Origin of the sequence: Thalassolituus pacificus (assembly GCF_025318105.1) — a bacterium.
In the GTDB taxonomy this organism is placed as follows: Bacteria; Pseudomonadota; Gammaproteobacteria; order Pseudomonadales; family Oceanobacteraceae; genus Venatoribacter; species Venatoribacter pacificus.
In genome coordinates, this window is sequence record NZ_JAOANI010000019.1 from 215,823 (window position 1) to 240,615 (window position 24,793).

Below are 24,793 nucleotides of genomic sequence, written 5' to 3' on the forward strand. Positions count from 1 at the left end.
TCAGTGTTGCTTGTTATTTGTACTATGTTGGTTAAGAAGCCCCGCAGCGCGGGGCTTTTTTATGTTCAGTGCTTTATATGCTGTCATTTTCTGGCAGTATGGCGCTTTTCTCTGTCGGAGCTGTAATGAGCCGTTCTCAACGCCTGTTGGATCTTATCCAGCTGCTGCGCAGCTATCGTTTTCCTGTGTCCGGCGCCGAGCTGGCGGAGCGGCTGGGAATATCGTTACGTACCCTTTACCGCGATATTGCCACGCTGCAGCAGCAGGGAGCGAACATTGAAGGCGAGGCCGGTGTTGGTTATATGCTCAAGCCCGGTTTTATGCTGCCGCCGCTGATGTTCAGTGAGGAGGAGCTGGAAGCGCTGGTACTGGGTATGCGTTGGGTGGCCGGGCGTACCGATACGCAGATGGCGGTGGCAGCGAGCAGTGCGCTGAGCCGGATTGCAGCCGTATTGCCGCAGGATCTGCGCGATTCACTGGATGCTAATGCACTGTTGGTCGGGCCTGCTACCCAACGTATGGAAGACCGTGTGGATGTTGCGACGCTGCGCCGGGCCATCCGCAGCGGACATAAGGTTAATATCGATTACTGCGATCAGAATGGTCAGGGCTCGCAACGGCTGATCTGGCCTTTTGCGCTGGGATATTTTGACCGCGTGCGGGTGTTGGTTGCCTGGTGTGAAATGCGCCAGGATTTCCGTCACTTTCGCACGGACCGGATTCTGGCACTGACACCGCTTGAAAAGCGCTACCCGCGCCGGCGTCAGCTGTTATTGGCGGAATGGCGTAAGGTGGTCGGTGTAAAAGCGCAAACCATTCACACTGCTGACAAAAACTGACAGCAAGCGACGATATTCTGTGCGGACTGGAGCCAGGCTCCGGATTATCGATAACACTCCGTACAGGAATATCCCGATGTTAAATCCCAATCTTGTTGTTTTTTATGTGAACGATGCCCGCCGCAGTGCGGAGTTTTATGCCGGTCTGCTCGACTGGGTAGCACTTGAGTCAACAGACTCTTTTGCTTTGTTTGCCCCGACTCCGGCCTTTCGGCTGGGTGTCTGGTCGCGCTATGACGTGCAGCCGAACGTCAGCGGCACACAACTTTCGGGTTGTGGTGAAGTCGCGATTCCGGTGGCCGATGCCGCTCAGGTAGATGCACTGTATGCCGATTGGTCTGCACGGCAGGTAGCCGTTGCTCAGGCTCCGGTTATGATGGACTTTGGTTATACCTTTACCGTACTGGACCCGGACGGCCATCGTTTACGTGTCTATGCGCCTGCCATGCGCAACTGAACCGAGATGCGGCGGCCATCGGGCGGGGCTTAATCCCGCCGCAGTTTATCGCTGACGGCAATGGGGTTTGGCAGGCTGAACACCACGATGTAGCTTGAAATGACAAAGGTCAGAATGGCCGTCGCCTGAATCAGCAATGAGCCCTGTTCGCTGAGCAGGGCGCTTTGCACGGCGACAAAGCCGATCAATAATGAAAACTCACTGATCTGACCGAGGCGCAGACCGACATCCCAGGCCAGTTCGCGCCGTTCGCTGAAGCGTCCCAGCAACAGACGGAAGCTGACCGGCTTAAGCACCAGAACCAGCAGCGCCAGCAGCATGGCGGGCAGGGCGACATCGGCCAGCAGTTGCAGATTGAAGCGCGCGCCCAGGGCAAAGAAAAACATTACCAGAAAGAAATCCCGCAACGGCTTCAGGCTGATAGCAATAAACTGCGCTATCGGACTGGTCGCAAGGGTAACGCCAGCGATAAAGGCCCCGATTTCGTGGGTTAAACCAACCAGTTTGGCACCTTCCGCCACGGCCAGGCACCAGCCGATGGCCAGAATAAACAGGTACTCGTGATAGCGGTCAAAACGCACAATCAGCGGCAGTAACACGCCTTTGACCAACAGGTAGCAAGCCACTGCCAGTAAGGGGAGCGCAATAAAGGGTTGCCATACCGGCATGCTGCTACCGCCTTCGAGCACGCCAAGCAGAATCAACACCAGAATGGCCAGCATGTCCTGAATCAGCAGCAGGCCGATCATCAGCTCACCAATATGTTTGTGATGCAGTACGGTGGTGGGCAGCAGCTTCAGACCAATGATGGTGCTGGAAAACATCATTGCCAGGCCAATGATAACGCTGTCCATGGTGCTGAAACCAAAAGCCTGTGTCAGAGCGAAACCTGCGGCAAAAAACACCAGCGAGCTGGCCAGTGCCACCAGCATGGCTTTACGCAACACGGCAAACAGCGCCGAGGGCTGCATATCGAGTCCGAGCAGAAACAACAGAAAAATAATGCCGATATCGGCCATGTCGGCCAGCTCATCCGGGTGTTCAATCCAGCCCATGCCAAACGGCCCGACAATGGCGCCAAGGGCGATATAAGCAATCAACAGCGGTTGGCGGGTGAACAGAGCAAAAGTCGCCAGCACCATGGCACCAGCAAAGACGAGGAAAAAGGAAAAGACGATATCTTGCGGCATAACAATCCCCGGAGGCCAGCTGGAGTGATTTGATTGGCCTGCTGAGAGCCTGCTTAGTCAAAACCTAAGAGTACGGCACGGTCGGGGGATGTGCCATGCCCCCGGCGCAGAATCTGACATTGTCAGCACTGCGTGGGGGCAGAAAGGACTAGCGGCGGCGGAACAGTGGACGCGGATCGTTCACGTCGTTCTGATAGCTCACCGTAAAGGTCGCAAAAGCGGCCAGCGCATCGTTCAGATCCTGATCGTCGCGCAGGGCAAAGCTGTTAAAGCCGCAGCGGTTCATAAAAAACAGCTGATCAATCAGAACATCACCGACAGAACGTAATTCGCCTTTAAAGCCATGACGCTCACGCAGCAGGCGGGCGGTGCTGTAACCCCGGCCATCACTGAATTTCGGAAAATTCACGGCAATCAGCACAAACTGACGGCAATCATCGCCGATCTGGTCGGCGGTTTCATCGCTGTTCAGCAGCAGGCCGATTTTACCGGCCTGTGCCAGCGGCAGCAGAGCGGCCGCGTTTTCCTGCCAGCGCTTGAGGCTGATGATGCCGTAATCCGCGATGATGGCGTCGTCTTCAATCAGGTGCCACTCGTCGTTGCTGACGAGCTGGCCTTGTTTAATGAGCTGGGCCATAGATCGCCTCCTTGAATGGGTCGTGACCGAGACGACGGTAGGTCTCGAGGAAGGTTTCACCTTCGTTGCGTTTGGCAACGTAGAAGTCGAGGATCTTGGCGATGATGTCAGGCATCTGATCGCGGGCGAAGGATGGCCCCAGGATTTTGCCCAGCGAGGTATTGTCGCCAGCGTTACCGCCGAGGGAGATCTGATAGAACTCTTCACCTTTCTTGTCGACACCCAGTACGCCGATATTGCCGACGTGGTGGTGACCACAGGCGTTCATGCAACCGGAAATGTTCAGATCGATTTCGCCCAGATCGTGCAGGTAGTCGAGATCGTCAAAGCGTGCCTGAATCGCTTCGGCCACCGGAATGGATTTGGCGTTGGCCAGGGCGCAGAAGTCGCCACCCGGGCAGCAGATCATATCGGTCAGCAGACCCAGTGTCGGTGTTGCCAGGCCCAGAGCCTTGGCTTCCTGCCACAGAGCAAACAACTGGCGCTGTTCAACATCAGCCAGTACCAGATTTTGCTGGTGAGTCGAACGGATTTCACCAAAGCTGTATTGGTCCGCCAGGGCGGCAATCTGATCCATCTGCTCTGCGGTCACATCACCCGGTGGTGTGCCTTTCTGTTTCAGTGTCAGGGCCACCACGGCATAGCCGGCTTGCTTGTGCGCCCGGACGTTGCGCTGCAACCAACGGGCAAAGGCGGCGTTTTCGGCGCGGGCTGAGGTCAGCTCGGCAGGTTCATCGCTCAGCGGCAAATAAGACGGATCAGTAAAGTGTTTCTTAACTCGATCCAGTTCAGCGCTGGTCAGCTTGCTGTCACCGCTCTTAATGCGTTGCCATTCGGCCTCGACCAGCTCTCGCATACGCTCAACACCCAGCGCTTTTACCAGAATCTTGATACGCGCTTTGTACTTGTTGTCACGACGACCGAACTGGTTGTACACGCGGATGATGGCATCGAGGTAGGTCAGCAGATCTTCTTCCGCCAGGAAACTGCAGATTTCTTCACCGATAATCGGCGTACGGCCGAGGCCGCCACCGACCAGAATACGGTAGCCAATCTGGCCTTCAGCATTGCGGATGATGTTCACGCCAATGTCGTGTACCTGAATCGCGGCACGGTCGGCACCGGGAACCGCATTCACAGCAATTTTGAACTTACGTGGCAGGAAGGCGAATTCCGGGTGGAAGGTAGACCACTGACGGATGATTTCGCAGTACGGGCGCGGATCAACGGTTTCTTCTGCAATCACCCCGGCGTATTCGTCGGTGGTGGTGTTGCGGATACAGTTACCGCTGGTCTGCACGGCGTGCATCTGCACTTCGGCCAGATCGGCCAGAATCTGCGGGCACTGCTCCAGTTTTGGCCAGTTAAACTGAACGTTCTGGCGTGTGGAGAAGTGGGCATAGCCTTTGTCGTATTCGCGTGCAACACGAGCCAGCGCGCGCATTTGAGCAGAATTCATCTGACCATAAGGCACGGCAACCCGCAGCATGGGTGCATAACGCTGCACGTAAATGCCGTTTTGCAGGCGCAGTGGCAGGAACTCGTCTTCGGCGATTTTGCCGGCGAGGTAGCGCTGCATTTGCCCCTGAAACTGGACAACGCGCTCATTCAGCAGTTGCTGATCGTACTCATCGTATACGTACATAAAAAACCGGTTGCTAACCTGTGGTTATTAGAGAAATCGTTATGGCGGCGAACGATAGCAGAGCTTGTATATTCTTAAAATTAATATTTATCTATATACAAATAACCGTTTGATCTAGATACGGCGGGGCACGGACTTCACTGTGCCGCCGCTTTCCGCTGCCTGATCAGTGGTTAAAACTGCCCGCGCGGGCTCCCTTCAGTGTTTGCTGCAATTGCTGAGGCATATCGGTAAATACGCCGTCTACGCCCGCCTGCAGCAGCCGTTGCGCCGTGTCGGCATCGTTTACGGTAAACACCAGCATATGGTAGCCAGCATCACGGATGGCACTTACCTGTGCGGCATCGAAAAACTCCTTGGCGAAATGCAGTCCGGCGCAATCGGCTTCTTCCAGCCGGTGTTGCCAGTCGGCCGGAATCGCTTCGACATTTAGCGCGCGGGTAATGTGCGGCATATGCCGGCGCGCAGACTGCAGTGCGTGGATGCTGAAGCTGCTGAGCAACAGTGGCTGCTCAAAGTGAACCTGCTGTAAGGCTTTATGAATGGCCCACACGGTTTCCGGCTCACGCCCGATGGTCGGTTTGATTTCCAGGTTCAGCCCAAGCTCCAGATGACTGGCCAGTGCCAGTAGCTCCGACAGGGTCAGAATCTGTTCGCCACGGAACTGATCACTGAACCAGCGGCCGACATCGAGCTGCTTCAGTTCCGCCAGGCGCTTCTGGATCACCAGCCCGTCGCCATCGGAGCAGCGCTTGAGATCGGCATCGTGGTGAATGACGGCAATGCCATCGGCCGAAATGGTGACATCAACCTCCACCCACTGTGCTCCCTGACGGGCCGCCAGTTCAATGGCTGCACGGGTATTTTCCGGCGCATGAGCGCTGGCGCCGCGGTGGGCAATCACCGGACTCATGTCTTCGTAAGCATCCGGGCTCGAAAAAGGAATCGTGGTTGGCATGGCAGGACTCAGTGTGATTGATCTGAAACGGGTTTAAATAGAAATATGAGCCCAGCGGCGTGAGCGCCAGATGAGGCCATAAATCAGCGACAACGTAATACGTTGTCCGCCCTGAAGCAACCAGATTCCCAGCAGACCAAAACCGGCGACCGGACCGATCAGAAACGCCAGTGGCAGCAGGATGCCCCATTGCATTAACAGGTTGATGTGCATCACCTGACGGCTGGCACCGGCCCCCAGCAAGGCTTGCGTCAGCACCATGGCCGTTACTTCAAACGCAATGTTGATGCCGGTAATGCGCAGTGGCCAGCGCCCCAGTTCGATCAGGTGCTGTTCCGGGGTAAATAAGCGCAGAACCAGATCGGGAAGCAGCCATAACGGCAGACCGAGCAGGGCCATCATCAGCATGGCGACCCGCACGACCTCCCAGCCCCAGCGGTAGGCGTCAGCGCGATCACCACGACCAAGGGCGTGACCGACCAGGCTGGTCGAGGCAATGCCGAGGCCAACGGCCGGCAGAATCAGCAACAGGCCAAGACTGATCAGAATATGACCAATGGCCTGCTCCTGAGTACCGACCTGGCCAATAATCCAGAACAGCACGCTCACCCCCAGGGCAAATAACGTTTGCTGGGCCGAGTTGGGCAGAGCCAGGCGCATCACGCTCAGTAACGTACTGCGCTGGGTGCGGTTGTGGCCATGGAAGCGCTGGCGATGGCGGGTAAAGGTTTGCCAGAAATACAGCGCGCTGCCAAAGAACAGGGCGATGGTGGTGCCAATGCCGGAGCCTACCGCGCCCAATCCTTGCCAGCTGCCGACACCAAAGATCAGCAGGTAACTGACGCCGACATTCACCAGGTGCATGATCAGCAGAGTCTGCAGATACGTCTTACCTTCGCCAATGCCATTCCAGAAGCCGCGAAACACGAAGTTCATACCGACCGCGACCGTCGCCAGAGTGCGCCATTCAAAATACGGTACGGCAATCTCCAGAACGTGCGGATCCGCGCTGAACAGCGGAATAACGTAAGGTGCGGCCAGAATAAACAGCAGGGTAAGCGGCAGGCTGATGGCGAGCGCCAGAAGCAGACCGGCAATTAATGGCTCAAACAAACGCTGATGTTCACCGGCACCAAAGCGCCTTGCCACCAATGCCTGCACACCGGCTGACAGTCCCATGACCATCGACACGGTAATAAAGGTGGCGTAGCCGCCGACGCCAACACCGGCCAGTGCGGCATCACCCAGGCGACCGACCATGGCGGCATCGACCAGATTGATCAGGCTCTGCGACAGCATACCGCCGATAATCGGTACGCCGATGGTGAGAATGCGCAGCAGCCGCTGCGGTTCAATCCGCAGCAGCCGACTGAACGGCAGCAGCCAGCTCACAACTCAGCGGTCGTAGCTGAGGTTGGGGGCCAGCCAGCGCTCCATCTGCTCCAGGTCCATCCCTTTACGGGCGGCAATATCAGTCACCTGATCTTTGTCGATTTTGCCCAAACCAAAGTATTTGGCATCCGGATGCGAGAAGTACCAGCCACTGACGGAGGCGGCCGGCGTCATGGCAAAGTTTTCGGTCAGGCTGACACCAGTGGCTGCCTCTGCATTGAGCAGGCGGAACAGGGTGGCTTTTTCGGTGTGGTCCGGGCAAGCCGGATAGCCCGGTGCCGGACGGGTGCCTTTGTAGCTTTCTTTAATCAGTTCGGCATTGCTCAGCTGCTCATCGCTGGCGTAGCCCCACAGATCCTTACGCACAATTTCATGCAGGCGCTCGGCAAAGGCTTCGGCCAGGCGGTCGGCCAGTGCTTTGATCAGGATGCTGTTGTAGTCGTCGTGGCTGGCTTCGTAATCGTTGGCCAGTTTTTCGGCTTCGATACCGGCAGTGACCACAAAAGCGCCCATGTAGTCATCGACAGTACCTTCCGGCGCGACAAAGTCAGCCAGCGAGTAGTTTGGCTGATCGTTTGGCTTATCCGTTTGCTGACGCAACTGATGCAGGACTGCCAGCTCCGCGCTGCGGTCTTCGTTGAACACGGCAATATCGTCAGCACCACGGCGCTGGGCTGGCCACAGGCCTACCACGCCACGGGCGTTAAAGAGTTTTTCATCGATGATGCGGGTCAGCATCGCCTGGGCATCTTTGAACAGAGCGGTGGCGGCTTCGCCAACCACTTCGTCTTCGAGGATGCGCGGGTACTTGCCGGCCAGTTCCCAGGACATAAAGAACGGTGTCCAGTCGATGTATTGGGCCAGATCGGCCAGATCAAAGTCTTCGTAAACGGTGATACCCAGCTTATTTGGCTTGGGTGGCTGGTAATTGTCCCAGTCACCCTGATAAGCATTGGCACAGGCTTTTTCGTAAGGCAGCAGTGCTTTGGCTTTACGGTTGGCATTGCGGATACGCACGGCTTCGTATTCATCGCGGCGCTCAGCAATGAATTCAGCCTTGGCGGCCGGGGTGACCAGTTTCTGCGCCACACCGACGGCACGCGAAGCATCGGCAACATAAACGGCGATGTCGTTTTTGTACTGCGGCTCAATTTTTACCGCGGTGTGCGCTTTTGAAGTGGTGGCACCACCGATCATTAATGGCAGTTGGAAGTCGAGACGCTGCATCTCGCGCGCCACGTGCACCATTTCATCCAATGATGGGGTGATCAGGCCGGACAGGCCGATGATGTCGACGTTCTCTTCCTTGGCAATCTTGAGGATTTTCTCCGCCGGTACCATTACGCCAAGGTCGATCACCTCGAAGTTATTACACTGCAGAACGACGCCGACGATGTTTTTGCCGATGTCGTGCACGTCGCCTTTAACGGTGGCCATCAGGATCTTGCCCTGGGTTTCTGATTTACCGTTTTTCTCCGCTTCGATGTACGGCAGCAGATAGGCGACCGCCTGTTTCATCACGCGCGCGCTTTTCACTACCTGCGGCAGGAACATTTTGCCCGAGCCGAACAGGTCGCCGACGACGTTCATGCCGTCCATTAAAGGGCCTTCGATCACTTCAATCGGGCGCGCGAAGCCTTTGCGGGCTTCTTCGGTGTCTTCTTCAACGTAAGCGTTGATGCCTTTGACCAGTGCGTGGGTCAGACGCTCACGTACCGGCAGGGTACGCCATTCTTCCGTTTCTTTTTCCTGCACGCTTCCGTCGCCGCGGTATTTTTCGGCGATTTCCAGCATGCGGTCGGTGCCATCGGCACGACGGTTAAGGACAACATCTTCAACGCGCTCTTTCAGTTCCGCCGGCAGGTCGTCGTATACCGCCAGCTGACCGGCGTTAACAATGCCCATGCTCATGCCATTCTGGATGGCGTGATAAAGGAATACCGAGTGGATTGCTTCACGTACCGGTTCGTTACCACGGAAAGAGAACGATACGTTGGAGACGCCGCCGGAGATCTTGGCGTGGGGCAGGTTGTTGGTGATGTACTTACAGCTGTTAATGAAGTCAACGGCGTAGTTGTTGTGTTCTTCGATACCGGTGGCGACGGCGAAGATGTTCGGGTCAAAGATGATGTCTTCTGGCGGGAAGCCGACTTTATCGACCAGTACGCGGTATGAGCGCTCACAGATTTCGTTTTTGCGCTGCTCGGTGTCGGCCTGGCCGTCTTCGTCAAAGGCCATGACCACTACGGCGGCACCATAACGCAGGCAGCGTTTGGCTTTGGCGATAAATTCTTCTTCGCCTTCTTTCAGACTGATGGAGTTGACCACGGCCTTGCCCTGAATGCATTTCAGACCGGCTTCGATAATTTCCCACTTGGAGGAGTCGACCATGATCGGCACCCGGGCAATGTCAGGCTCGGAGGCGATCAGATTGAGGTAGCGCACCATGGCTGCCTGGGAATCGAGCATCCCTTCGTCCATGTTGATGTCGATGATCTGCGCACCGTTTTCCACCTGCTGACGGGCAATTTCCAGCGCTTCGTCGTAATTTTCTTCAATAATCAGGCGCTTGAATTTGGCCGAGCCGGTGACGTTGGCGCGTTCGCCGACGTTTACAAACAGGCTGGTTTCATCAAAATTAAACGGCTCCAGCCCGGCCAGGCGACAGGCCGGCTTGATGGTCGGCAGGGCGCGTGGCGCGTGTTTGGCCACCGCTTTGGCGACCGCCTTAATGTGTGCAGGCGTGGTGCCACAGCAGCCGCCGACAATGTTCAGGAAGCCAGATGCGGCAAACTCTTCGACGATAACCGCCATTTCTGCCGCCGACTGATCGTATTCACCGAACTCGTTTGGCAGGCCAGCGTTCGGGTGAGCGGAGATAAAGGTGCTCACCTTTTTCGATAATTCTTCGACATGTGGGCGCAGTTCTTCGGCACCCAATGCACAGTTCAGACCGACCGACAGCGGGCGGGCGTGTGCAACGGAGTTCCAGAACGCTTCAGCAGTCTGGCCAGACAAAGTACGGCCGGAGGCGTCGGTGATGGTGCCGGAGATCATGATCGGCAGTTCTTCGCCACGTTGCTCAAACACTTCCTGCGCGGCAAAAATAGCGGCCTTGGCGTTCAGAGTGTCGAAGATGGTTTCAATCAGGATGAGATCGGCACCGCCGTCCATCAGGCCGTGGGTTGCCTCAACGTATTCTTCAACCAGTTTGTCAAAGCTGATGGCACGGTAGCCGGGGTCGTTAACGTCCGGTGAAATCGATGCTGTTTTGCTGGTCGGTCCCAGCACCCCGGCGACATAGCGTGGGATGCCGGTTTCGCGCTCGACCTCATCGGCCACGCGCCGGGCGAGGGCAGCCGCTTCACGGTTCAGCTCAGGCACCAGATCTTCCATCTGGTAGTCGGCCTGGGATACGCGGGTGGAGTTGAAAGTGTTGGTTTCAACAATGTCCGCACCGGCGAGATAATACTGCTTATGAATAGCAGCGATGATGTCGGGTTGAGTCAGTACCAGAAGATCGTTGTTGCCTTTAACATCTTGTGTGATGTCGGCAAAGCGGCTGCCACGGTAGTCTTTTTCTTCCAGCATGTGCGACTGAATCAGCGTGCCCATGCCGCCATCCAGAATATGGATGCGTTGCTTCAGGTTGTCTTTCAAGCTGGCGATGCGCTGCTGGCGGATAGCCGTAAGGGAAGAGGTAGTCTGACTCATAAATCTCTGATTTCTTAAACCGGAAAAATGGCGCGGGATTGTACCAGAGGTGGAAACGCTTGTCTTACCCAACCATTTTACTAGGGTATTTCGTCTGGCGGCCCAATTCGCTACAATGGCGGCACTTGATAGAGGTAGAGACTATGACAACCTACGTAACCATCACCCCGGATGCTGAAGATTATCTGGCTCAGTTGCTGGAAAAGCAAAACGTTGAGGGGATGGCTGTTCGTGTTTTTATTACCCAGCCCGGCACGAAATACGCTGAGACCTGTCTGGCGTACTGTCGTCCGGATGAAGTTCATGCCAGCGATGTGTTGCAGGGAATGGATAAGCTGCGCGTCTTTGTTGAGGCGATGAGCATCCCGTATCTGGAAGAATCTGTTATTGATTTCGCCAAAGACCGCATGGGGGGGCAGCTGACCATTAAAGCGCCGAATGCGAAAATGCCTAAGGTCACCTCTGACAGTCCGGTGGATGAGCGCATCAATTATCTGCTGTACACCGAAATCAATCCCGGCCTGGCGGCGCATGGCGGTGACGTCAGTTTGGTTGAACTGACCGATGATGGCGTGGCTGTACTGAAGTTTGGCGGTGGCTGCCAGGGTTGCAGCGCAGTCGATATGACACTGAAAGATGGCGTTGAAGCATCGTTAATTGCCAAAATTCCGGAAGTGAAAGCGGTGCGGGATGTAACCGACCACACCAAAGCTGACAATGCTTACTTCAAGTAAACGCTGAAGAACAGACACAAAAAAGCCAGCAGTTGCTGGCTTTTTTGTGTCTGCTAAGGCTCAGAGAAAAGAGTCGATGGTGGCTCCGATGCGGTAACTTTCATTGCCATTTTCTTCGACCCGGCAAATCGTTACCTGAGCTTCCAGTGGTGTGGTGTAGCCGCCGCCGCTGGATACCGTCAGGCGTCCGCTCAAGCCCATGGGGATGACTTCGCAGTGTTGCAATTGCACGCCGCTGCTGCTGAGGTCCAGACAGGTCAGGTCGTAGCTGCTGCCATCGCTGAGCGTCAGGGTGGCCGGAGCCGAGACCTGCATGCGGATGAAATTCCGTTTTTCTTGGTAGTTTCTCGCCAGACTGGACATGGTTTTTCTCCTTATTAGAGTCCTCCCGATGCTAGCGTGGTGACTAATTTTTGTACATTGAGAAAAATTCAGCATGCTCTGTGCCATAAGTGTCTTCCGCTAATAGTTTCACCCCCTTAAGCCCTGCCAAATCAAGGGTTTGTCTGCAATATATTTTGCGTCATTACAAAACCTGACTATCCGGAAGGGTTTTTGCCCGTTAGCGGAGATTTTAGGGATTGCAAGGGGGTGCAGATGACGTTAGTGTTCGCCCCAATTGAGCGTATGCTGGGAGTTACTGATGGCCGCGAGAGTGCTGGTCATTGACGATGATTCGACCGTCCGCGATAGCATGGTTGCCTTTTTAGATGACTATGATTATCAGGTGCTGTCGGCCGCCTGTGGCCGTGATGCTTTGCAGTTGTTGGCTGAGCACAGCGTCGACGCCGTTGTCTGTGACCTCAAAATGCCGGGTTTGAATGGCATTGAGTTGCTTGAACGACTGAAGCTTGAACAGCCATTGCTGCCGGTTATTGTCGTCTCTGGCGCCGGGGTTATGGACGATGTGGTGAAAGCATTGCGCCTCGGGGCTGACGATTATCTGGTTAAGCCCATCCTTGATATGGAAGTTCTGCACCATTCGCTGAGAAAATCGCTGCAGCGCGCCGAGCTTGAAGCTGACAATAACGCCTATCGCGAACATCTGGAAAAAACCAACACTGAGTTGAAACGCGGCCTTGATGAGCTGCGCAATGACCAGCAAGCCGGACGTCAGGCACAGCTGCGCATGCTGCCCGAACCGGTGCAGCTGGACGGGATTCAGTGTGATCACAAAATTATTCCCTCATTGATGCTCAGTGGCGATTTCCTCGATTATTTTGAGCTGGATGACAAACAGTTGGTGTTTTACATTGCCGACGTTTCCGGTCATGGCGCGTCATCGGCGTTTGTTACAGTACTGTTGAAAAATCTTACGTACCGTCTGCGCCGCAATCTGCAGCGTGGCTCAAGTGATGATCTGCTGCATCCATCTCAGGTGCTGGACCGCATTAATTCAGAGCTTTTGGCGTCGGAGCTGGAAAAACACCTGACGATGTTTTATGGCGTGATTGATACGGAAACCCTGATGCTGAAATACAGTGTGGGAGGGCATTTCCCGATGCCGGTATTGCTGCAGAATGGCTCGGCAGAGTATCTGACCGGCCGTGGCATGCCCGTCGGTATGTTCCGCGAAGCGGAATATCAGAACTATGAGCTGCAACTGCCAGAGCCGTTCAGTTTGTTGTTGTTTTCGGACGGAATACTGGAAATCATGGCGGAACCGACCTTGAATGATAAAGAAGCCTTGTTATTGAAGGTGGCGGCAAACAGTCGCGGTGATCTTCAGCAAATATGCGCAGAGCTGGGTATCGATGATTTACCCGAAGTTCCGGATGATATTGCTATGGTTGCCATTGGCCGGGGTGTGTTATGACATCAGGTAAAGTTCAGGTGGCCTTCTGTAAAGGCATTCATGTGATCCGTCTGATCGGCGATGTGCGTCTTAATCTGTGCTCGGCACTGGAGCATTATCTGGACGGCATACTGAACAACCCGGACTTCGATAATGTCTTGGTTGATTTGTCACTGGCGGAAGGGGTCGACAGTACGACGCTGGGTCAGATTGCTAAAATATCCATTATTTGCCGCGAACGTTTTGGCATCACCCCCACCATCTCCAGTCCCAATCCGGGCATCACCCGAATTCTGCTCAGCATGGGCTTTGATCAGGTCTTTCATATCATTAATGAACCCTTCTCCGATGAAGCGGATTTTCGTGAGTGGGCGGCGGATGCCGTGGATGAGGATAAAGCACGCGAGCAGGTTATTTCCGCTCATCGTGTGCTGATGAGCCTGAACGATAAAAATAAAGATGCATTCCGGGAGTTGGTTGATTCTCTTGAGTCAGACCGATTCCATTCTTAACAGCTGAAATTCATTCTGCGAAACCCAAGGGGGCTAAGTGGTCATCCAAAAGGCGGCCGTAATCGGCGGTGGCAGCTTTGGCACAGTAGTAGCCAATATTCTTGCCGACAATCACATTCATACCGTGCAGTGGATGCGCAACGATGACGTTGCACGCAGCATTAATGAACAACACTCCAATCCACAGTATTTACCCGATGTCAGCCTGAATCCGGCGCTGACCGCGACCACCGACTTGCTTGACGCTATTCGTGGGGCTGAGGTGATCTTTGTTTCGGTGCCCAGTAAGTCGGTGCGTGAAGTTGTATCGTCTTTTTCGGCCGAACTGACGCCGGAGCAAGCGCTGGTCAGCACCACCAAAGGCATCGAGCCGGATGGTTTTCTGCTGATGAGTCAGGTACTGGCGGAAATTTGTCCGGATAACCCGGTGGGGGTTCTCAGCGGACCGAATCTTGCAAAAGAAATTGCTAAGCGTGAACTGGCGGCAACCGTTATAGCCAGTGAAAACAGTGACTTACGACGTAATATTCAGGAAGCACTGAGCTGTCCGTATTTCCGCGTGTACGCCTCCAATGACCTCTATGGGGTTGAGCTGAGCGGTGCTCTGAAAAATATCTACGCCATCGTATCCGGTTTTGTTGCCGCGCTGGGGATGGGCGAAAATACCCGCAGTATGATTATTACCCGCTCACTGGCCGAGATGAGCCGTTTTGCCGTGGCGCTGGGTGCGAATCCGCTCACCTTTCTGGGCCTGGCCGGGGTGGGCGATCTGGTGGTTACCTGTACGTCGCCATTGAGCCGCAATTACCGGGTTGGTTACGCCATCGGTCAGGGCAAAAGTCTGGCAGAGGCTGTGGACGAACTGGGCGAAGTGGCAGAAGGTGTGAATACCTTGCGTTATGTCAGGGCAAAAGCGCAGGAATTAAGTATTTATATGCCCTTGGTGATGGGTGCCTATGAGGTGTTGTTCAATGGTGCCAATCCCAGGGTGGTTGCGCAGGGTCTGATGACCGGGGAACACGCCTCCGATGTGGAGTTTGCTTTACCCCGCTGTGACATATAAACGCGGCATGATGGTCGTTGCGCAATTTTATTCATGAGGTCAGAAATGAAAGATTTTAAAGAAAATGTCACATCCGACGCATTTTGGTTGAAAACGCTCTACATCGTCGGATTTTTCATCGTTTATCGGGTGCTGGATGTGCTGTTGCTGCTGATTACGCTGGTGCAGTGGGTATTCCGTTTGGTATCTGGCGAGCCTAATGCGTCATTGACCGAATTTGGCCAGGCGCTTGGCGAGTATGTGAAGCAAATTATTCACTACCTGTCTGGTGCCAGCGATGAAAAGCCTTTTCCGTTTCAGGACTGGCCGGACAGTAAAAACTGAAATAAGGCTTTTGCCGAGTGAAAATCTGTATTGTTCGTCATGGCTCTGCGGTCAGCGGAGCCGTTCAGGATCAGAATCGTGGTTTGACTGAGCGCGGAGAAGCTCAGGCGGTTGGGGCTGGCCACTGGCTGGCCCAGCAAGCGTTTAATAACCCCCGTATTCTGGCCAGCCCTTTTCTGCGTGCGCGGCAAACGGCGCAAGCGATCGCCGACAGCCTGACATTGCCGGTTGAAACCATGCCTCATCTGGTGCCGGACGGTGATGTTCAGCAATTGCTGAACGATCTGACTGCTCAGGAGCAGGATCTGATTCTGGTGTCGCACTTACCACTGGTCGGCCACCTGGCCGCCATGCTGGTTGATGGTCAGCTCTATGACCAGCCCTGGTCGCCAGCCGAGTGCTGGATTCTGCAGGGTGATCTGGCTGCTGCAGGCTGTATGAGTGTTGATGCCGTCTGGTATCCGGTGCTCGACGGCCTCTGATCAGCACCCCCGGCGGTTATATTGCGATAACGGCCGGATTCCCCCTTGTGTTGTTGCGGTCATCGCTTTAGCGTTGCGTTTTTTTATTGCGTCCGCTTATGAAAGACATTCTCCATTTTTCCCACGCTAATGGTTTTCCGGCCGGTACTTACCGGGTGTTATTTGAATCACTGTCTGCCCATTACGATGTACGCAGCATTGACCGTATTGGTCACAATCCGGACTATCCGGTCACCGATAACTGGCGTCATCTGGAATCAGAACTGATCCATTATTTTGAGCGACATTACAAGCAGCCCGTGATCGCTGTCGGTCATTCGCTGGGCGGTTTGCTCAGCCTGATGGTGGCGGTGAAACGTCCCGATCTGATTAAAGCCCTGATCATGCTCGATTCTCCGGCGCTGTCCCCTCTGGAGGCAAACGGTCTGCGACTGGTTAAGCGCTTGGGCATGGTCGACAAAGTCACCCCGGCAGGGCGGACGGAAGGACGGCGCAGCGAGTGGCCATCGACGGCGGAGGCCATGGATTATTTTCGCGGTAAATCGTTGCTGCGTTACTTCGACGAGCGTTGCCTTAAAGATTATGTGCAAAGCGGAACAGCGCCGACAGAAAACGGCGTGGCACTGCGCTTTGATCCGGAGATCGAAATGAAAATCTACCGCACCGTGCCGCATAATCTGCGTGTACGCTCTGGCCTCAGGGTTCCCGGTGCTGCGGTCGGTGGTGAGCATAGTAAAGTATTTCGCCGTCTGAATGGCGCTTATATGCAAAGCCGCCTGGGCATGAAAGTACGCTGGTTGCCGGGCAGTCATATGTTTCCGCTGGAACGTCCGGAACAGACAGCTGCGGTGATTCATCAGTTATTAGGAGAGCTATTGGCATGAAGTCCGTTGAGTGGCATTGCCGTTTCGGCACCCTGCAGGGATTGCAGTGGGGAGATGAGCGCTTGCCTAAAGTACTGGCCCTGCACGGCTGGCTTGATAATTCGGCGACGTTTTCCCGTCTGGCACCGCGGTTGCAGAATGTGTGTGTGATTGCGCCGGACTTACCGGGGCACGGCCATTCCGATTGGTTAGGCGAGGGCGGCGACTATGCCATCTGGTCGTCTATTGAACCGTTATACGACTTACTGGCGGTTGTCGATGCGCCTGTGCATGTACTGGGACACTCCATGGGCTCAGCGGTTGGTATGCTGCTGGCTGGCGCCTTTCCGGACAAAATTGCGTCCTATGTTGCACTGGATGCGCTGGGGCCGATGTCGACCCCAGCACCACAGGCACCGGAGCAGTTGGCCAAATCCGTGATCGCGCCGGCCAAAAACACGAACCCGCGTACCTATGACACACCAGAAGATGCTCTGACTGCCCGCGTTCGGCAAAACCCGGAGCTTAGTGCTGAATGTATCTGGCCGGTGGTCGAGCGCAATCTGCAGGCGCGGGAAGAAGGGGTTGGCTGGCGCACAGATTCACGCTTGCGCGCCACGTCGCGGGTTCGGCTGACTGAGCCGCAGATTGAAGCCTTTATGGCACGCATGACCATGCCGGCACTGGTGCTGTGTGCACAGCAAGGGCTGATTCCACGGAGCATGTTTGATATGCGGATGCCGCATCTGCCGCAAGGCGTGTTGGAAACGCTGCCCGGACATCACCATTTTCACCTGGAAGAAACGACGGTGTCTGCACTGGCCGAGCGTATTAACCGTTTCTGGAAGGATCTGATATGAAGAAAATCCAGGGGTTATGGTTCCTGACGTTGCTGGGTGGTTTTATCACCTGTCTGGCGCTGAGCTGGCTGCTGCAGGCCAAGCAGGATTACAGTTACGGATTCTGGTACGACTGGTATGACATTGGTGCTCATATTGAGCGCTTCGGGCCGCAAAACCGTTACATTGCGGGTCTGGAGTCGCTGGATAAAGCAGGGCATGTGCAGTTGTTTGATGCCATCAGTGTGGCGGTGCATCAACATGGACAAGGCCTGGCGGACATCCGTTTTGATCGGGCCGAGCAGTCGGTGGCGTTATTGCGTCAGGCGGAAATAACCCACTTGCAGGACGTGGCCAATCTGATTGATGTGCTTTACCGCACCTCGCTGGTGATTGCCTTAGCCACACTGTTACTGCTGGCGGGTTTGTTATGGCAGCGTACGGCACCACGCTGGAAACAGCAGTTATTCTGGTTGCTGGGTGTGCTTGCCGTAACGGCTGCCGGGGTGCTGGTCATTGGCCCGAAAGCGGTGTTTTACCAACTGCATGTGTGGATTTTCCCCGATAACCATCAGTGGTTTTTTTATTATCAGGAGTCGCTGATGAGTACGCTGATGAAAGCACCGGTGCTGTTTGGCGGCATTGCGTTGGCGATTATTGCTGGCGGGATGCTGTTTTTTACGCTGTTTGTACTGTTACTGCAGCGCATGATCCGGGCCCGATAGTGTGTTGGGCCTGAGGGGCGGTTTAATATTTCTGATATTAAACCGCCGGGCCTAAAGCCGAGCGGGTGCTAAATCAAAAAAAGCCTGAAGTCAGAAGGGAGTAGGACAGACAATCTGTAACGCTTCGCCTGTGCCCGGGTGGGTAAAATCCAGTTCACGCGCATGCAGCATCATGCGCGGCTGTTCTTTTGCGCTGTCGCCGGCATAAAACACATCACCAACAATCGGGTGGCCCAGATTCAGCATATGCAGACGCAGCTGATGAGAGCGTCCGGTTTTGGGGTACATTTCAACGCGGGTGGTTTCCGCATCCTGCGCCAGGCGCTTCCAGCGCGTCAGTGCATAGCGGCCGTTAACGTGGCTGATTTTCTGCAGTGGACGATTGGGCCAGTCGACACAAATGGGCAGATTTACACAGCCCCAGTTGCCTTTAAGTTGGCCAATCACCAGACTTTCATACACTTTACGGGTTTTCTGTTTTTCGAATTGCTGCTGCACATGGGTCAGTGCTGCTTTGTGGCGAGCGAAGACAATGATTCCGGAGGTGTCACGATCAAGGCGGTGAATGACATGCAGCTCGCCGAATTGTTCGGCCAGCAGTGAAAAAGCGGACTCCGGAATATAGCGACCGGGAACGCTCAGCAGGCCGGCGGGTTTGTTCAGAATGATGATGTCGTCATCGGCCAGAATGATATCAAGAGGGGTCATTGTGGGTAGTTGTGTTTTTTCAGCAAAGATTGGTAGGTACCGTCGGCTTTAATACGCTCAAGCCCGGTATTGAATGCCTGAATCAGGGTTTTGGCCCCGTCTGCAGAGCGCGCGATACTAACACGCAGGCCAAGGCTCGCCAAAGGCGTGGGGACGATTTGCAGGTGGTTGGCAATATGTTCCTTGCTGCTCAGCTCAATATCGGCCATCCAGGAGTCCACCAGTGCCAGGTCGAGTGATTTACCGGCCACTTCGCGGAACAGTTGTGAGCAGTAATCCAGCGTCTGCAACTGAAACAACGGCGCAATGCGGCTGAATTCGCGGCCATAATCGACGCCCTCGAAGATGCCCAGGCGATAGGCTTTATCGGTCAGCTGCTGTTGCAATTGTGCGGGGCTGTCGTAATCAAACGGGTCGTTTTCACGTTTGATAAATACGAGCGTATTTTCGAGGTAAGGGGCAGAGTAAATCTGTGTGGCGGATGGTTGTTCAGGCTGCCATGCGGCAATCTCGCCCTGCAGCTGGCCGGCACTGGTGTCTTCTTCAATCCGCAGGGCCGGAGCAAACACCAGTTCGACCTGATAACCGGCACGCGCGAAGGCCGTCGTAACGATGTCGGCGGCAAGGCCCGAACCCGGCAGGTTACTGCCCAGATACGGTCCCCATGCGCGTGCCCCCAGCTTTACTGTGGGTGCGGCGCTCTTGTATTCGTCTGCCAGTTTGGAGATGGCCTGCGCCAGCCCGTCCTGCTCAATGCTTAGGGAGACCTGATCGCGGAAGCTTTTGGTCAGACTGACGCCTTCAATAATAACGTCATAGACCTGCCAGCGGTTTTTACTCAGGTAGAGTTTGTAATCCACCCGGATTGGTGTGGCACCTACGCGCTGAATCTCACTTTTAACAATGGCCTGATTGCCTTCTTTGTTGAGGCGCGAATCTTCAAACAGAATATTTTGTCCATCAAAGGCGCGGAAGGCTCCGGCGTAGGTACGGATCACCTTTTCTTTAAAAGCGCTGGTAAACGTCTTCTGCTGTTCCATCGATGCCCGCTTCCAGTACTTGCCCAGTACCCGTTTGGCCATATAGACGTGGTCAACCACCGGCAGTAATAACTCATCTACCAGCTGTTCAACGTAGTTTTCCTGGGTTTGCACCAGCTCCCGATCACTCAACAGACGGTCGGTCATGGCTTTGGCTGTGGTTTCTACGGTGGTGCGCGGTGCATCGTCTGCGGCCTGAACGGTAAAACCGAACAGCATGCAAGCGATGAACAGCACAGGTTGCAGTGCGAATTTCATAGCATCCCCAAGTGTTGTTATTTATTGGTGAGTTTAGCGGTTGAGCCCGGTTAACGATAGATAAGGCTTCCCTTACAGAGAAACCTTGTCCCTTGTATCTGCACACAGTTCGTCCGCTTGGCTGCTCGTTTGACCCGGCCTCAGGCGCTTAATTCCGGCAGGTTGCGAATCAGCAGCGCTTTGCTCAGATCTTCTCCGCGGGTGCCCTGTGGGCGGGGGATTTTGACGACAAAGCCTGAACCTGGTGCGTCGTCGCGGGGCTTGTCGTTGTGGTCGGTAAGGTGACTGAGAGTGAAGTTGATGTTACCCGCCGGGGTCATCAGTTCCAGTGCGTCGCCGGTTTCGAAGCGGTTTTTAACATCAAGGGTCAGCTCTTTATCGTCGCTGGCAATTACCTCGGCAACAAATTGCTGGCGGGTGCTGAGTGAGCTGCCACGCTCATAATTCTGATACTCATCGTGTACATGGCGGCGGAAGAAACCTTCGGTGTAACCACGGTTGGACATGTTTTCCAGCGTGTCCATCAGGTTTTTATCGAAATGACGACCGGCTACGGCGTCGTCAATGGCTTTGCGGTAGGCCTGAGCGGTGCGGGCAACGTAGTAGTGTGATTTGGTGCGGCCTTCGATTTTCAGTGAGTGTACGCCCAGCTCCACCAGCTTTTCGATATGCTGGATGGCGCGCAGATCCTTTGAATTCATGATGTAAGTGCCATGCTCATCTTCGAAGGCCGGCATGTATTCGTTATCGCGGTTGCCTTCCTGCAGCAGGAAAATCTTATCAGATGGCTGACCAATCCCCAGCGTAGGGTCAAATTCGTTTACACCGGCCGGGATTACGTCACCGGACAGGGTTTCCTGCGCTTCGTGGGCGTCGTATTTCCAGCGACAGGCATTGGTGCAGGTGCCCTGATTCGGATCGCGGTGGTTCATATAGCCAGACAGCAGGCAGCGTCCGGAATAGGCAATACACAGTGCGCCGTGAACGAAGACTTCGATTTCCATTTCCGGGCAGCGGCGGCGGATCTCGGCAATTTCATCCAGCGACAGTTCGCGTGACAGGATGATGCGGCTCACGCCCTGGCGGCGCCAGAATTCAACCGAGGCATAGTTCACCACGTTGGCCTGTACCGACAGGTGAATCACCTGATCCGGCCAGCGATCTTTGACCATCATAATCAGGCCCGGATCGGACATGATCAGCGCATCGGGCTGCATGCCAATCACCGGTTCAATGTCACGCATATAGGTGTCGATTTTACTGTTGTGCGGCGCGATATTGCTGGCGACGTAAAACTGTTTGCCCAGTTCGTGGGCGCGACCAATGCCATAGGCGAGATTGTCGAGGGTGAAATCGTTGTTGCGTACGCGCAGGCTGTAACGTGGCTGGCCGGCGTAAACGGCATCGGCACCATAGGCAAAGGCGTATTCCATGTTGCGTACGGTGCCTGCGGGAGAGAGTAATTCTGGTGTCATAAAAGCAAATGCCCGGATAAAAAACCCGGGCATTATATCAGGCTGCAGAAAGCGGTCGCAGCCCGGGGAGGGGCAAAGGTGCCGTAAACTTGCGCTGTGTCTATTCGCTGGCCGGTGTTTCGCTGGTGTTAGCGCTTGGCTCAGTTGCCGTGTCGGTCTGTACTGCTTCCCCAGCCGCATCGGCGCTGCTGTTAATGGCGGCGGCGAGTGCTTCCGGGGTGTCGATAAATTCGTAACCAGTCACGGCAAATTCCTGCAGGCGGAACAGGGTGACGGCTGAATCCTCGCGTTCCCAGTCACTGGTGCGGCTGCCGACTTCATCGATCAGGATCTGATAAGGTGCTTTGCGCATCGCCGGGAAAGCAAACATGCGCGCGATAATACGCGGCATACCGCTGACATCGGCGACAAACAGGGCGTGATGTTCCGTCAGGTAGTTTTCATCCGCTTTTTTCAGCATGTCTTTCACCAGATCTTTGCCTGGCATGTCATGAGCAAAAATCACGAAACGGACATTCGATGATATTTTGATGGGCGTATCGTGCTGGTCGCGCAACCGCAGAGTTTCCATCGATGCCGGAGAGGCGCTGCTCAGTGCGCTGGCTGCCAGTGTTAATGTCAGCGTGAGCGTTTTAAATGCAACGGAAATCTTTCTCATAACAGTTCCTTGGTCCATGGTATGCGGTGGCACGGCCACCCTGTGTTGCTGTTTGGCCGGGACACAGCTGAATATTTCAGAGGTGCCCTGACTGACATCCTGCCTCAGTCTGCCAGCCCGAACAAGCTGACGTCGGCTTCTTTCAGCCACAGAAAAAAGGCTTTGGGCAGCGGGATGCGGCTACTGTCCGTCACCAGTCCCTGCCATTCGGATTGCAGGCTGCGCCAGTACTCGCGCAGGTCTGCGGTTTCGGCGCCTAATTCGTCCATTTCGTCGTAGATGCTGTTGAGGCTTTGGCGCAGCAGGTCGAGGTCATCGCATTCGGCATCAAACAGGGTTTCTGTGGCGCTGTACAGGGCTGCACAGCTGGCTTCCAGAATACGGTAAGACAGTGAGTCTTCTTCGTTCTGGGCCAGTCGCCATTCTGAAAATGCTTCGTGGAAACGCAGCAGGTTGGCCTCCGATTTCAGCTCGCCGCGCAAATAAGACAGCACTTTGCTCAGCAGCTTGCGGTAGGGCTCCGGGTCGCAGTCCTGCTGTTCACACCAGAAACTGATGTGCGGCAAGTTGATACTGGCAATGGCTGCGCACAGGCTGGCGCGCTGAATCGGAGTGGTTGTCACTGTGGTAATGCTCCTTCGGGACCGAAGTATTGGATGCTGAATAAAGCCGGCAGGGTCCAGTCGCTGCCGGCCGGCAGAACGGCATTTAAGCGTTCGATAAAGTCGTCCTGGTTGGTGTTGCGCACGAAACGTTGTTCGCCGCTGAGGTCGTTGGCAAAGAAGTCTTCCCAGTGGCCCAGAATAAAATGTTTGGCCCGGGTGTTTTTAACAATGGATTCAGGATAGTTATCGACCTGCGAGAAGGACGCCGGGCAGAGAACGGCAATGTCGATGTCTTTCTGATCATCCAGTGTGGGTACCAGGCCTAATGGTTCCTGGCTGGCCGAGTCCTGGTAAAAAATACGGTAAGCGGGCTGCTTGTTCTGGTCGAGAAAATCAATCAGGAACGCCAGTGTCTGGCCTTCTTTCCAGCCAAAGGCGTGCCACGGCAATGATTCCTGTGGCTCTTCATACGTGCCTTGCATGAATTTCATGCCCATAAAATGCGGCGCATGAAAGGACTCCAGCGCCATGATGCGAATGCGGCCGCTGTGGCTGTAAACCCATTCACCGGGTTTGCTGACGTTGCCCATCAAATCGTTCATCACATGAATCCGTTCTTTGGCAACGGCAGGCATCAGTGTATTGGCCATGGTGCGGGAGCCGTAGACGTCTGCTTTGGTCGCGTATTGATTCATGATGTAGGGCACGTCCATCAGATGGTCGTAATGAGCGTGGCCAACCAAAATCATTTCAGCGTCGGATACATCCGGCAGGTATTGATCGACCCGTTCTTTGTCTGTGCTGATGGGCATAAAAGGCCCGACCCGCATAAAGTGAGGATTGGTAAAGGACGGGGCGGTCAGCAGGGTGACACCATCATATTTGATCAGATGGCCGCCAACCCCCAGATACTGAATACTGAGAGGGTGTTGCATCCTGGCCGGTGCTGTTGCCGGGGCATCGTCATAGGTTGGGATATGCAGCTTCGTGGAGCAGCCGGAGATCAGGGCCAGAAGTACTGTCAGCAGCAGGTGAGGTCGTAGTCTGTTCATTATTGTTATATCAGGTCAGAGAATGTAAGGGCGCGATTGTAGCCTTGACGGCCGCAGGAGGTAAGGGGGAATTGAACTTCGTGTGCATCAGGGGATCGGATAGCCGCCGGACAGCGTGGAAGTTGGACTGCTGATGGCTTTCGGGTGGACTTGGCTAGTCGGATCACGCCATTGTTCTTGATCTGGCTTTTTGGGGCTTTTAAATGGCGATATCCCTAAATAAGGCCGCTTACGGAATAAATGAGCACTGGGTCACGTTATCGGTCGGATATTGATGGATATTGTATAAATCGAGGTTATCAGCAGATAAATACCGCTATATATTTGGCGCTAAGACATCAATATGAGCCGCGTAGGCGCAATTCATTACATGCTATTACGCAGTGGCATTTTTGTGGGCTTGGCATAAAAATCGATATGGGCTATTGTCTGTTTTGTGTACAGCTGGCAGGTGTATTGGCATGGCAAACGTATTATTGAAAGAAAAAGACGAAATATTAGTACGCGGTAATATTATTGAAATTACCCCGCTGGGTTTTCAGTGTGAATTGCAATTATCCGAAATGGACCGCTTACGTGATGACGCCGGTCGTTATAAAGATCTGGAGCTTGAACTGAGTGTCCGCAGTCATTCCGGTGATTGCACCATCAGTGGTCATGGCAGTGTGTATTCATTTCATCGTGCTTCGCAAAGCGTGTGCGTGGTAACGGTGCGTTTTGGTGAGTTGGAGCAAAATGCATATCGCCTGATATCGGAGCATTTATCACCGAATCCGGTATTTGATCTTGATCAGGCACGTTCGGCCCGTAAAAGTCGCATGGCCTGAG

The 24,793-nt window shown here is 54.7% G+C and carries 25 protein-coding genes; 12 read left to right on the plus strand and 13 right to left on the minus strand.

What is annotated here, in order from left to right; genetic code table 11:
* The first annotated feature begins 125 nt into the window (after positions 1–125).
* Positions 126–839, plus strand: coding sequence for a helix-turn-helix transcriptional regulator (locus NYR02_RS11570; protein WP_260976515.1), 714 nt, complete (start codon positions 126–128; stop codon positions 837–839).
* A gap of 76 nt (positions 840–915) precedes the next feature.
* Positions 916–1,296, plus strand: a complete 381-nt coding sequence (locus NYR02_RS11575) for a VOC family protein (RefSeq protein ID WP_260976516.1) — start codon at positions 916–918, stop codon at positions 1,294–1,296.
* 29 nt (positions 1,297–1,325) lie between these two features.
* Here NYR02_RS11575 and NYR02_RS11580 read toward each other — a convergent pair whose 3' ends face one another.
* From NYR02_RS11580 to metH, 6 genes are all read right to left on the minus strand, one after another.
* Complete coding sequence (locus tag NYR02_RS11580) at positions 1,326–2,486, minus strand: cation:proton antiporter domain-containing protein (RefSeq protein ID WP_260976517.1); 1,161 nt, start codon at positions 2,484–2,486, stop codon at positions 1,326–1,328.
* A 148-nt stretch (positions 2,487–2,634) separates the two neighbouring features.
* Positions 2,635–3,123 (minus strand): DUF934 domain-containing protein, encoded by a 489-nt coding sequence (locus NYR02_RS11585; RefSeq protein ID WP_260976518.1) that lies wholly within the window; start codon positions 3,121–3,123, stop codon positions 2,635–2,637.
* Positions 3,107–4,768 carry a nitrite/sulfite reductase gene (locus NYR02_RS11590; RefSeq protein ID WP_260976519.1) on the minus strand — a complete coding sequence of 554 codons (1,662 nt, stop codon included), beginning with the start codon at positions 4,766–4,768 and terminating at the stop codon, positions 3,107–3,109. The genes NYR02_RS11585 and NYR02_RS11590 overlap by 17 nt, the downstream gene beginning before the upstream one ends.
* Before the next feature lie 166 nt (positions 4,769–4,934).
* Positions 4,935–5,726, minus strand: a complete 792-nt coding sequence (locus tag NYR02_RS11595) for a glycerophosphoryl diester phosphodiesterase (protein WP_260976520.1) — start codon at positions 5,724–5,726, stop codon at positions 4,935–4,937.
* 33 nt (positions 5,727–5,759) lie between these two features.
* Positions 5,760–7,118 carry an MATE family efflux transporter gene (locus NYR02_RS11600; protein WP_260976521.1) on the minus strand — a complete coding sequence of 453 codons (1,359 nt, stop codon included), beginning with the start codon at positions 7,116–7,118 and terminating at the stop codon, positions 5,760–5,762.
* A gap of 3 nt (positions 7,119–7,121) precedes the next feature.
* Entirely contained in the window at positions 7,122–10,832 is a 3,711-nt protein-coding gene (gene metH / locus NYR02_RS11605) for a methionine synthase (protein ID WP_260976522.1), read from the minus strand.
* Between the two features lie 143 nt (positions 10,833–10,975).
* Here metH and nfuA point away from each other — a divergent pair, with 143 nt between their 5' ends.
* Positions 10,976–11,566: a Fe-S biogenesis protein NfuA gene (gene nfuA / locus NYR02_RS11610; protein ID WP_260976523.1), complete on the plus strand. Its 591-nt coding sequence runs from the start codon at positions 10,976–10,978 to the stop codon at positions 11,564–11,566.
* A 60-nt stretch (positions 11,567–11,626) separates the two neighbouring features.
* On the opposite strand, the gene NYR02_RS11615 is transcribed toward nfuA, so the two are convergent.
* Positions 11,627–11,929: a PilZ domain-containing protein gene (locus NYR02_RS11615; RefSeq protein WP_260976524.1), complete on the minus strand. Its 303-nt coding sequence runs from the start codon at positions 11,927–11,929 to the stop codon at positions 11,627–11,629.
* A 280-nt stretch (positions 11,930–12,209) separates the two neighbouring features.
* Between NYR02_RS11615 and NYR02_RS11620 the strand changes: the two genes are divergently transcribed.
* The 8 genes from NYR02_RS11620 (at position 12,210) to NYR02_RS11655 (ending at position 18,169) form a co-directional block, all read left to right on the plus strand.
* Positions 12,210–13,382 carry a PP2C family protein-serine/threonine phosphatase gene (locus NYR02_RS11620; RefSeq protein ID WP_260976525.1) on the plus strand — a complete coding sequence of 391 codons (1,173 nt, stop codon included), beginning with the start codon at positions 12,210–12,212 and terminating at the stop codon, positions 13,380–13,382.
* On the plus strand, positions 13,379–13,873 hold the full coding sequence (locus NYR02_RS11625) for an STAS domain-containing protein (protein WP_260976526.1): 495 nt from the start codon (positions 13,379–13,381) through the stop codon (positions 13,871–13,873). Before NYR02_RS11620 ends, NYR02_RS11625 begins: the two co-directional genes overlap by 4 nt.
* A gap of 37 nt (positions 13,874–13,910) precedes the next feature.
* Entirely contained in the window at positions 13,911–14,936 is a 1,026-nt protein-coding gene (locus tag NYR02_RS11630; RefSeq protein ID WP_260976527.1) for an NAD(P)H-dependent glycerol-3-phosphate dehydrogenase, read from the plus strand.
* 45 nt (positions 14,937–14,981) lie between these two features.
* Positions 14,982–15,260: a DUF4389 domain-containing protein gene (locus tag NYR02_RS11635; RefSeq protein ID WP_260976528.1), complete on the plus strand. Its 279-nt coding sequence runs from the start codon at positions 14,982–14,984 to the stop codon at positions 15,258–15,260.
* 17 nt (positions 15,261–15,277) lie between these two features.
* Complete coding sequence (gene sixA, locus NYR02_RS11640) at positions 15,278–15,742, plus strand: phosphohistidine phosphatase SixA (RefSeq protein WP_260976529.1); 465 nt, start codon at positions 15,278–15,280, stop codon at positions 15,740–15,742.
* A 98-nt stretch (positions 15,743–15,840) separates the two neighbouring features.
* Positions 15,841–16,626 carry an alpha/beta fold hydrolase gene (locus NYR02_RS11645; RefSeq protein ID WP_260976530.1) on the plus strand — a complete coding sequence of 262 codons (786 nt, stop codon included), beginning with the start codon at positions 15,841–15,843 and terminating at the stop codon, positions 16,624–16,626.
* Positions 16,623–17,465: an alpha/beta fold hydrolase gene (locus NYR02_RS11650; RefSeq protein WP_260976531.1), complete on the plus strand. Its 843-nt coding sequence runs from the start codon at positions 16,623–16,625 to the stop codon at positions 17,463–17,465. Before NYR02_RS11645 ends, NYR02_RS11650 begins: the two co-directional genes overlap by 4 nt.
* Complete coding sequence (locus NYR02_RS11655) at positions 17,462–18,169, plus strand: lipoprotein intramolecular transacylase Lit (RefSeq protein ID WP_260976532.1); 708 nt, start codon at positions 17,462–17,464, stop codon at positions 18,167–18,169. The genes NYR02_RS11650 and NYR02_RS11655 overlap by 4 nt, the downstream gene beginning before the upstream one ends.
* A gap of 90 nt (positions 18,170–18,259) precedes the next feature.
* Here NYR02_RS11655 and NYR02_RS11660 read toward each other — a convergent pair whose 3' ends face one another.
* The 6 genes from NYR02_RS11660 to NYR02_RS11685 all read right to left on the minus strand — a co-directional run bounded on the left by NYR02_RS11660 (position 18,260) and on the right by NYR02_RS11685 (position 23,965).
* Positions 18,260–18,877: an RluA family pseudouridine synthase gene (locus NYR02_RS11660; RefSeq protein WP_260976533.1), complete on the minus strand. Its 618-nt coding sequence runs from the start codon at positions 18,875–18,877 to the stop codon at positions 18,260–18,262.
* The gene (locus NYR02_RS11665; protein WP_260976534.1) at positions 18,874–20,175 is read right to left on the minus strand and encodes an ABC transporter substrate-binding protein; all 1,302 of its coding nucleotides are present in this window, start codon (positions 20,173–20,175) and stop codon (positions 18,874–18,876) included. The genes NYR02_RS11660 and NYR02_RS11665 overlap by 4 nt, the downstream gene beginning before the upstream one ends.
* 140 nt (positions 20,176–20,315) lie before the next feature.
* Entirely contained in the window at positions 20,316–21,650 is a 1,335-nt protein-coding gene (gene trhP / locus NYR02_RS11670; protein ID WP_260976535.1) for a prephenate-dependent tRNA uridine(34) hydroxylase TrhP, read from the minus strand.
* A 100-nt stretch (positions 21,651–21,750) separates the two neighbouring features.
* Positions 21,751–22,308, minus strand: a complete 558-nt coding sequence (locus tag NYR02_RS11675; protein ID WP_260976536.1) for a hypothetical protein — start codon at positions 22,306–22,308, stop codon at positions 21,751–21,753.
* Positions 22,309–22,412: 104 nt separating this feature from the next.
* Complete coding sequence (locus NYR02_RS11680; RefSeq protein WP_260976537.1) at positions 22,413–22,931, minus strand: late promoter transcription accessory protein; 519 nt, start codon at positions 22,929–22,931, stop codon at positions 22,413–22,415.
* Positions 22,928–23,965 (minus strand): MBL fold metallo-hydrolase, encoded by a 1,038-nt coding sequence (locus tag NYR02_RS11685; protein WP_260976538.1) that lies wholly within the window; start codon positions 23,963–23,965, stop codon positions 22,928–22,930. Before NYR02_RS11685 ends, NYR02_RS11680 begins: the two co-directional genes overlap by 4 nt.
* A gap of 461 nt (positions 23,966–24,426) precedes the next feature.
* Here NYR02_RS11685 and NYR02_RS11690 point away from each other — a divergent pair, with 461 nt between their 5' ends.
* A complete protein-coding gene (locus NYR02_RS11690; protein WP_260976539.1) occupies positions 24,427–24,792 on the plus strand; it encodes a hypothetical protein in 366 nt (121 codons plus the stop codon).
* Position 24,793: the final 1 nt, after the last annotated feature.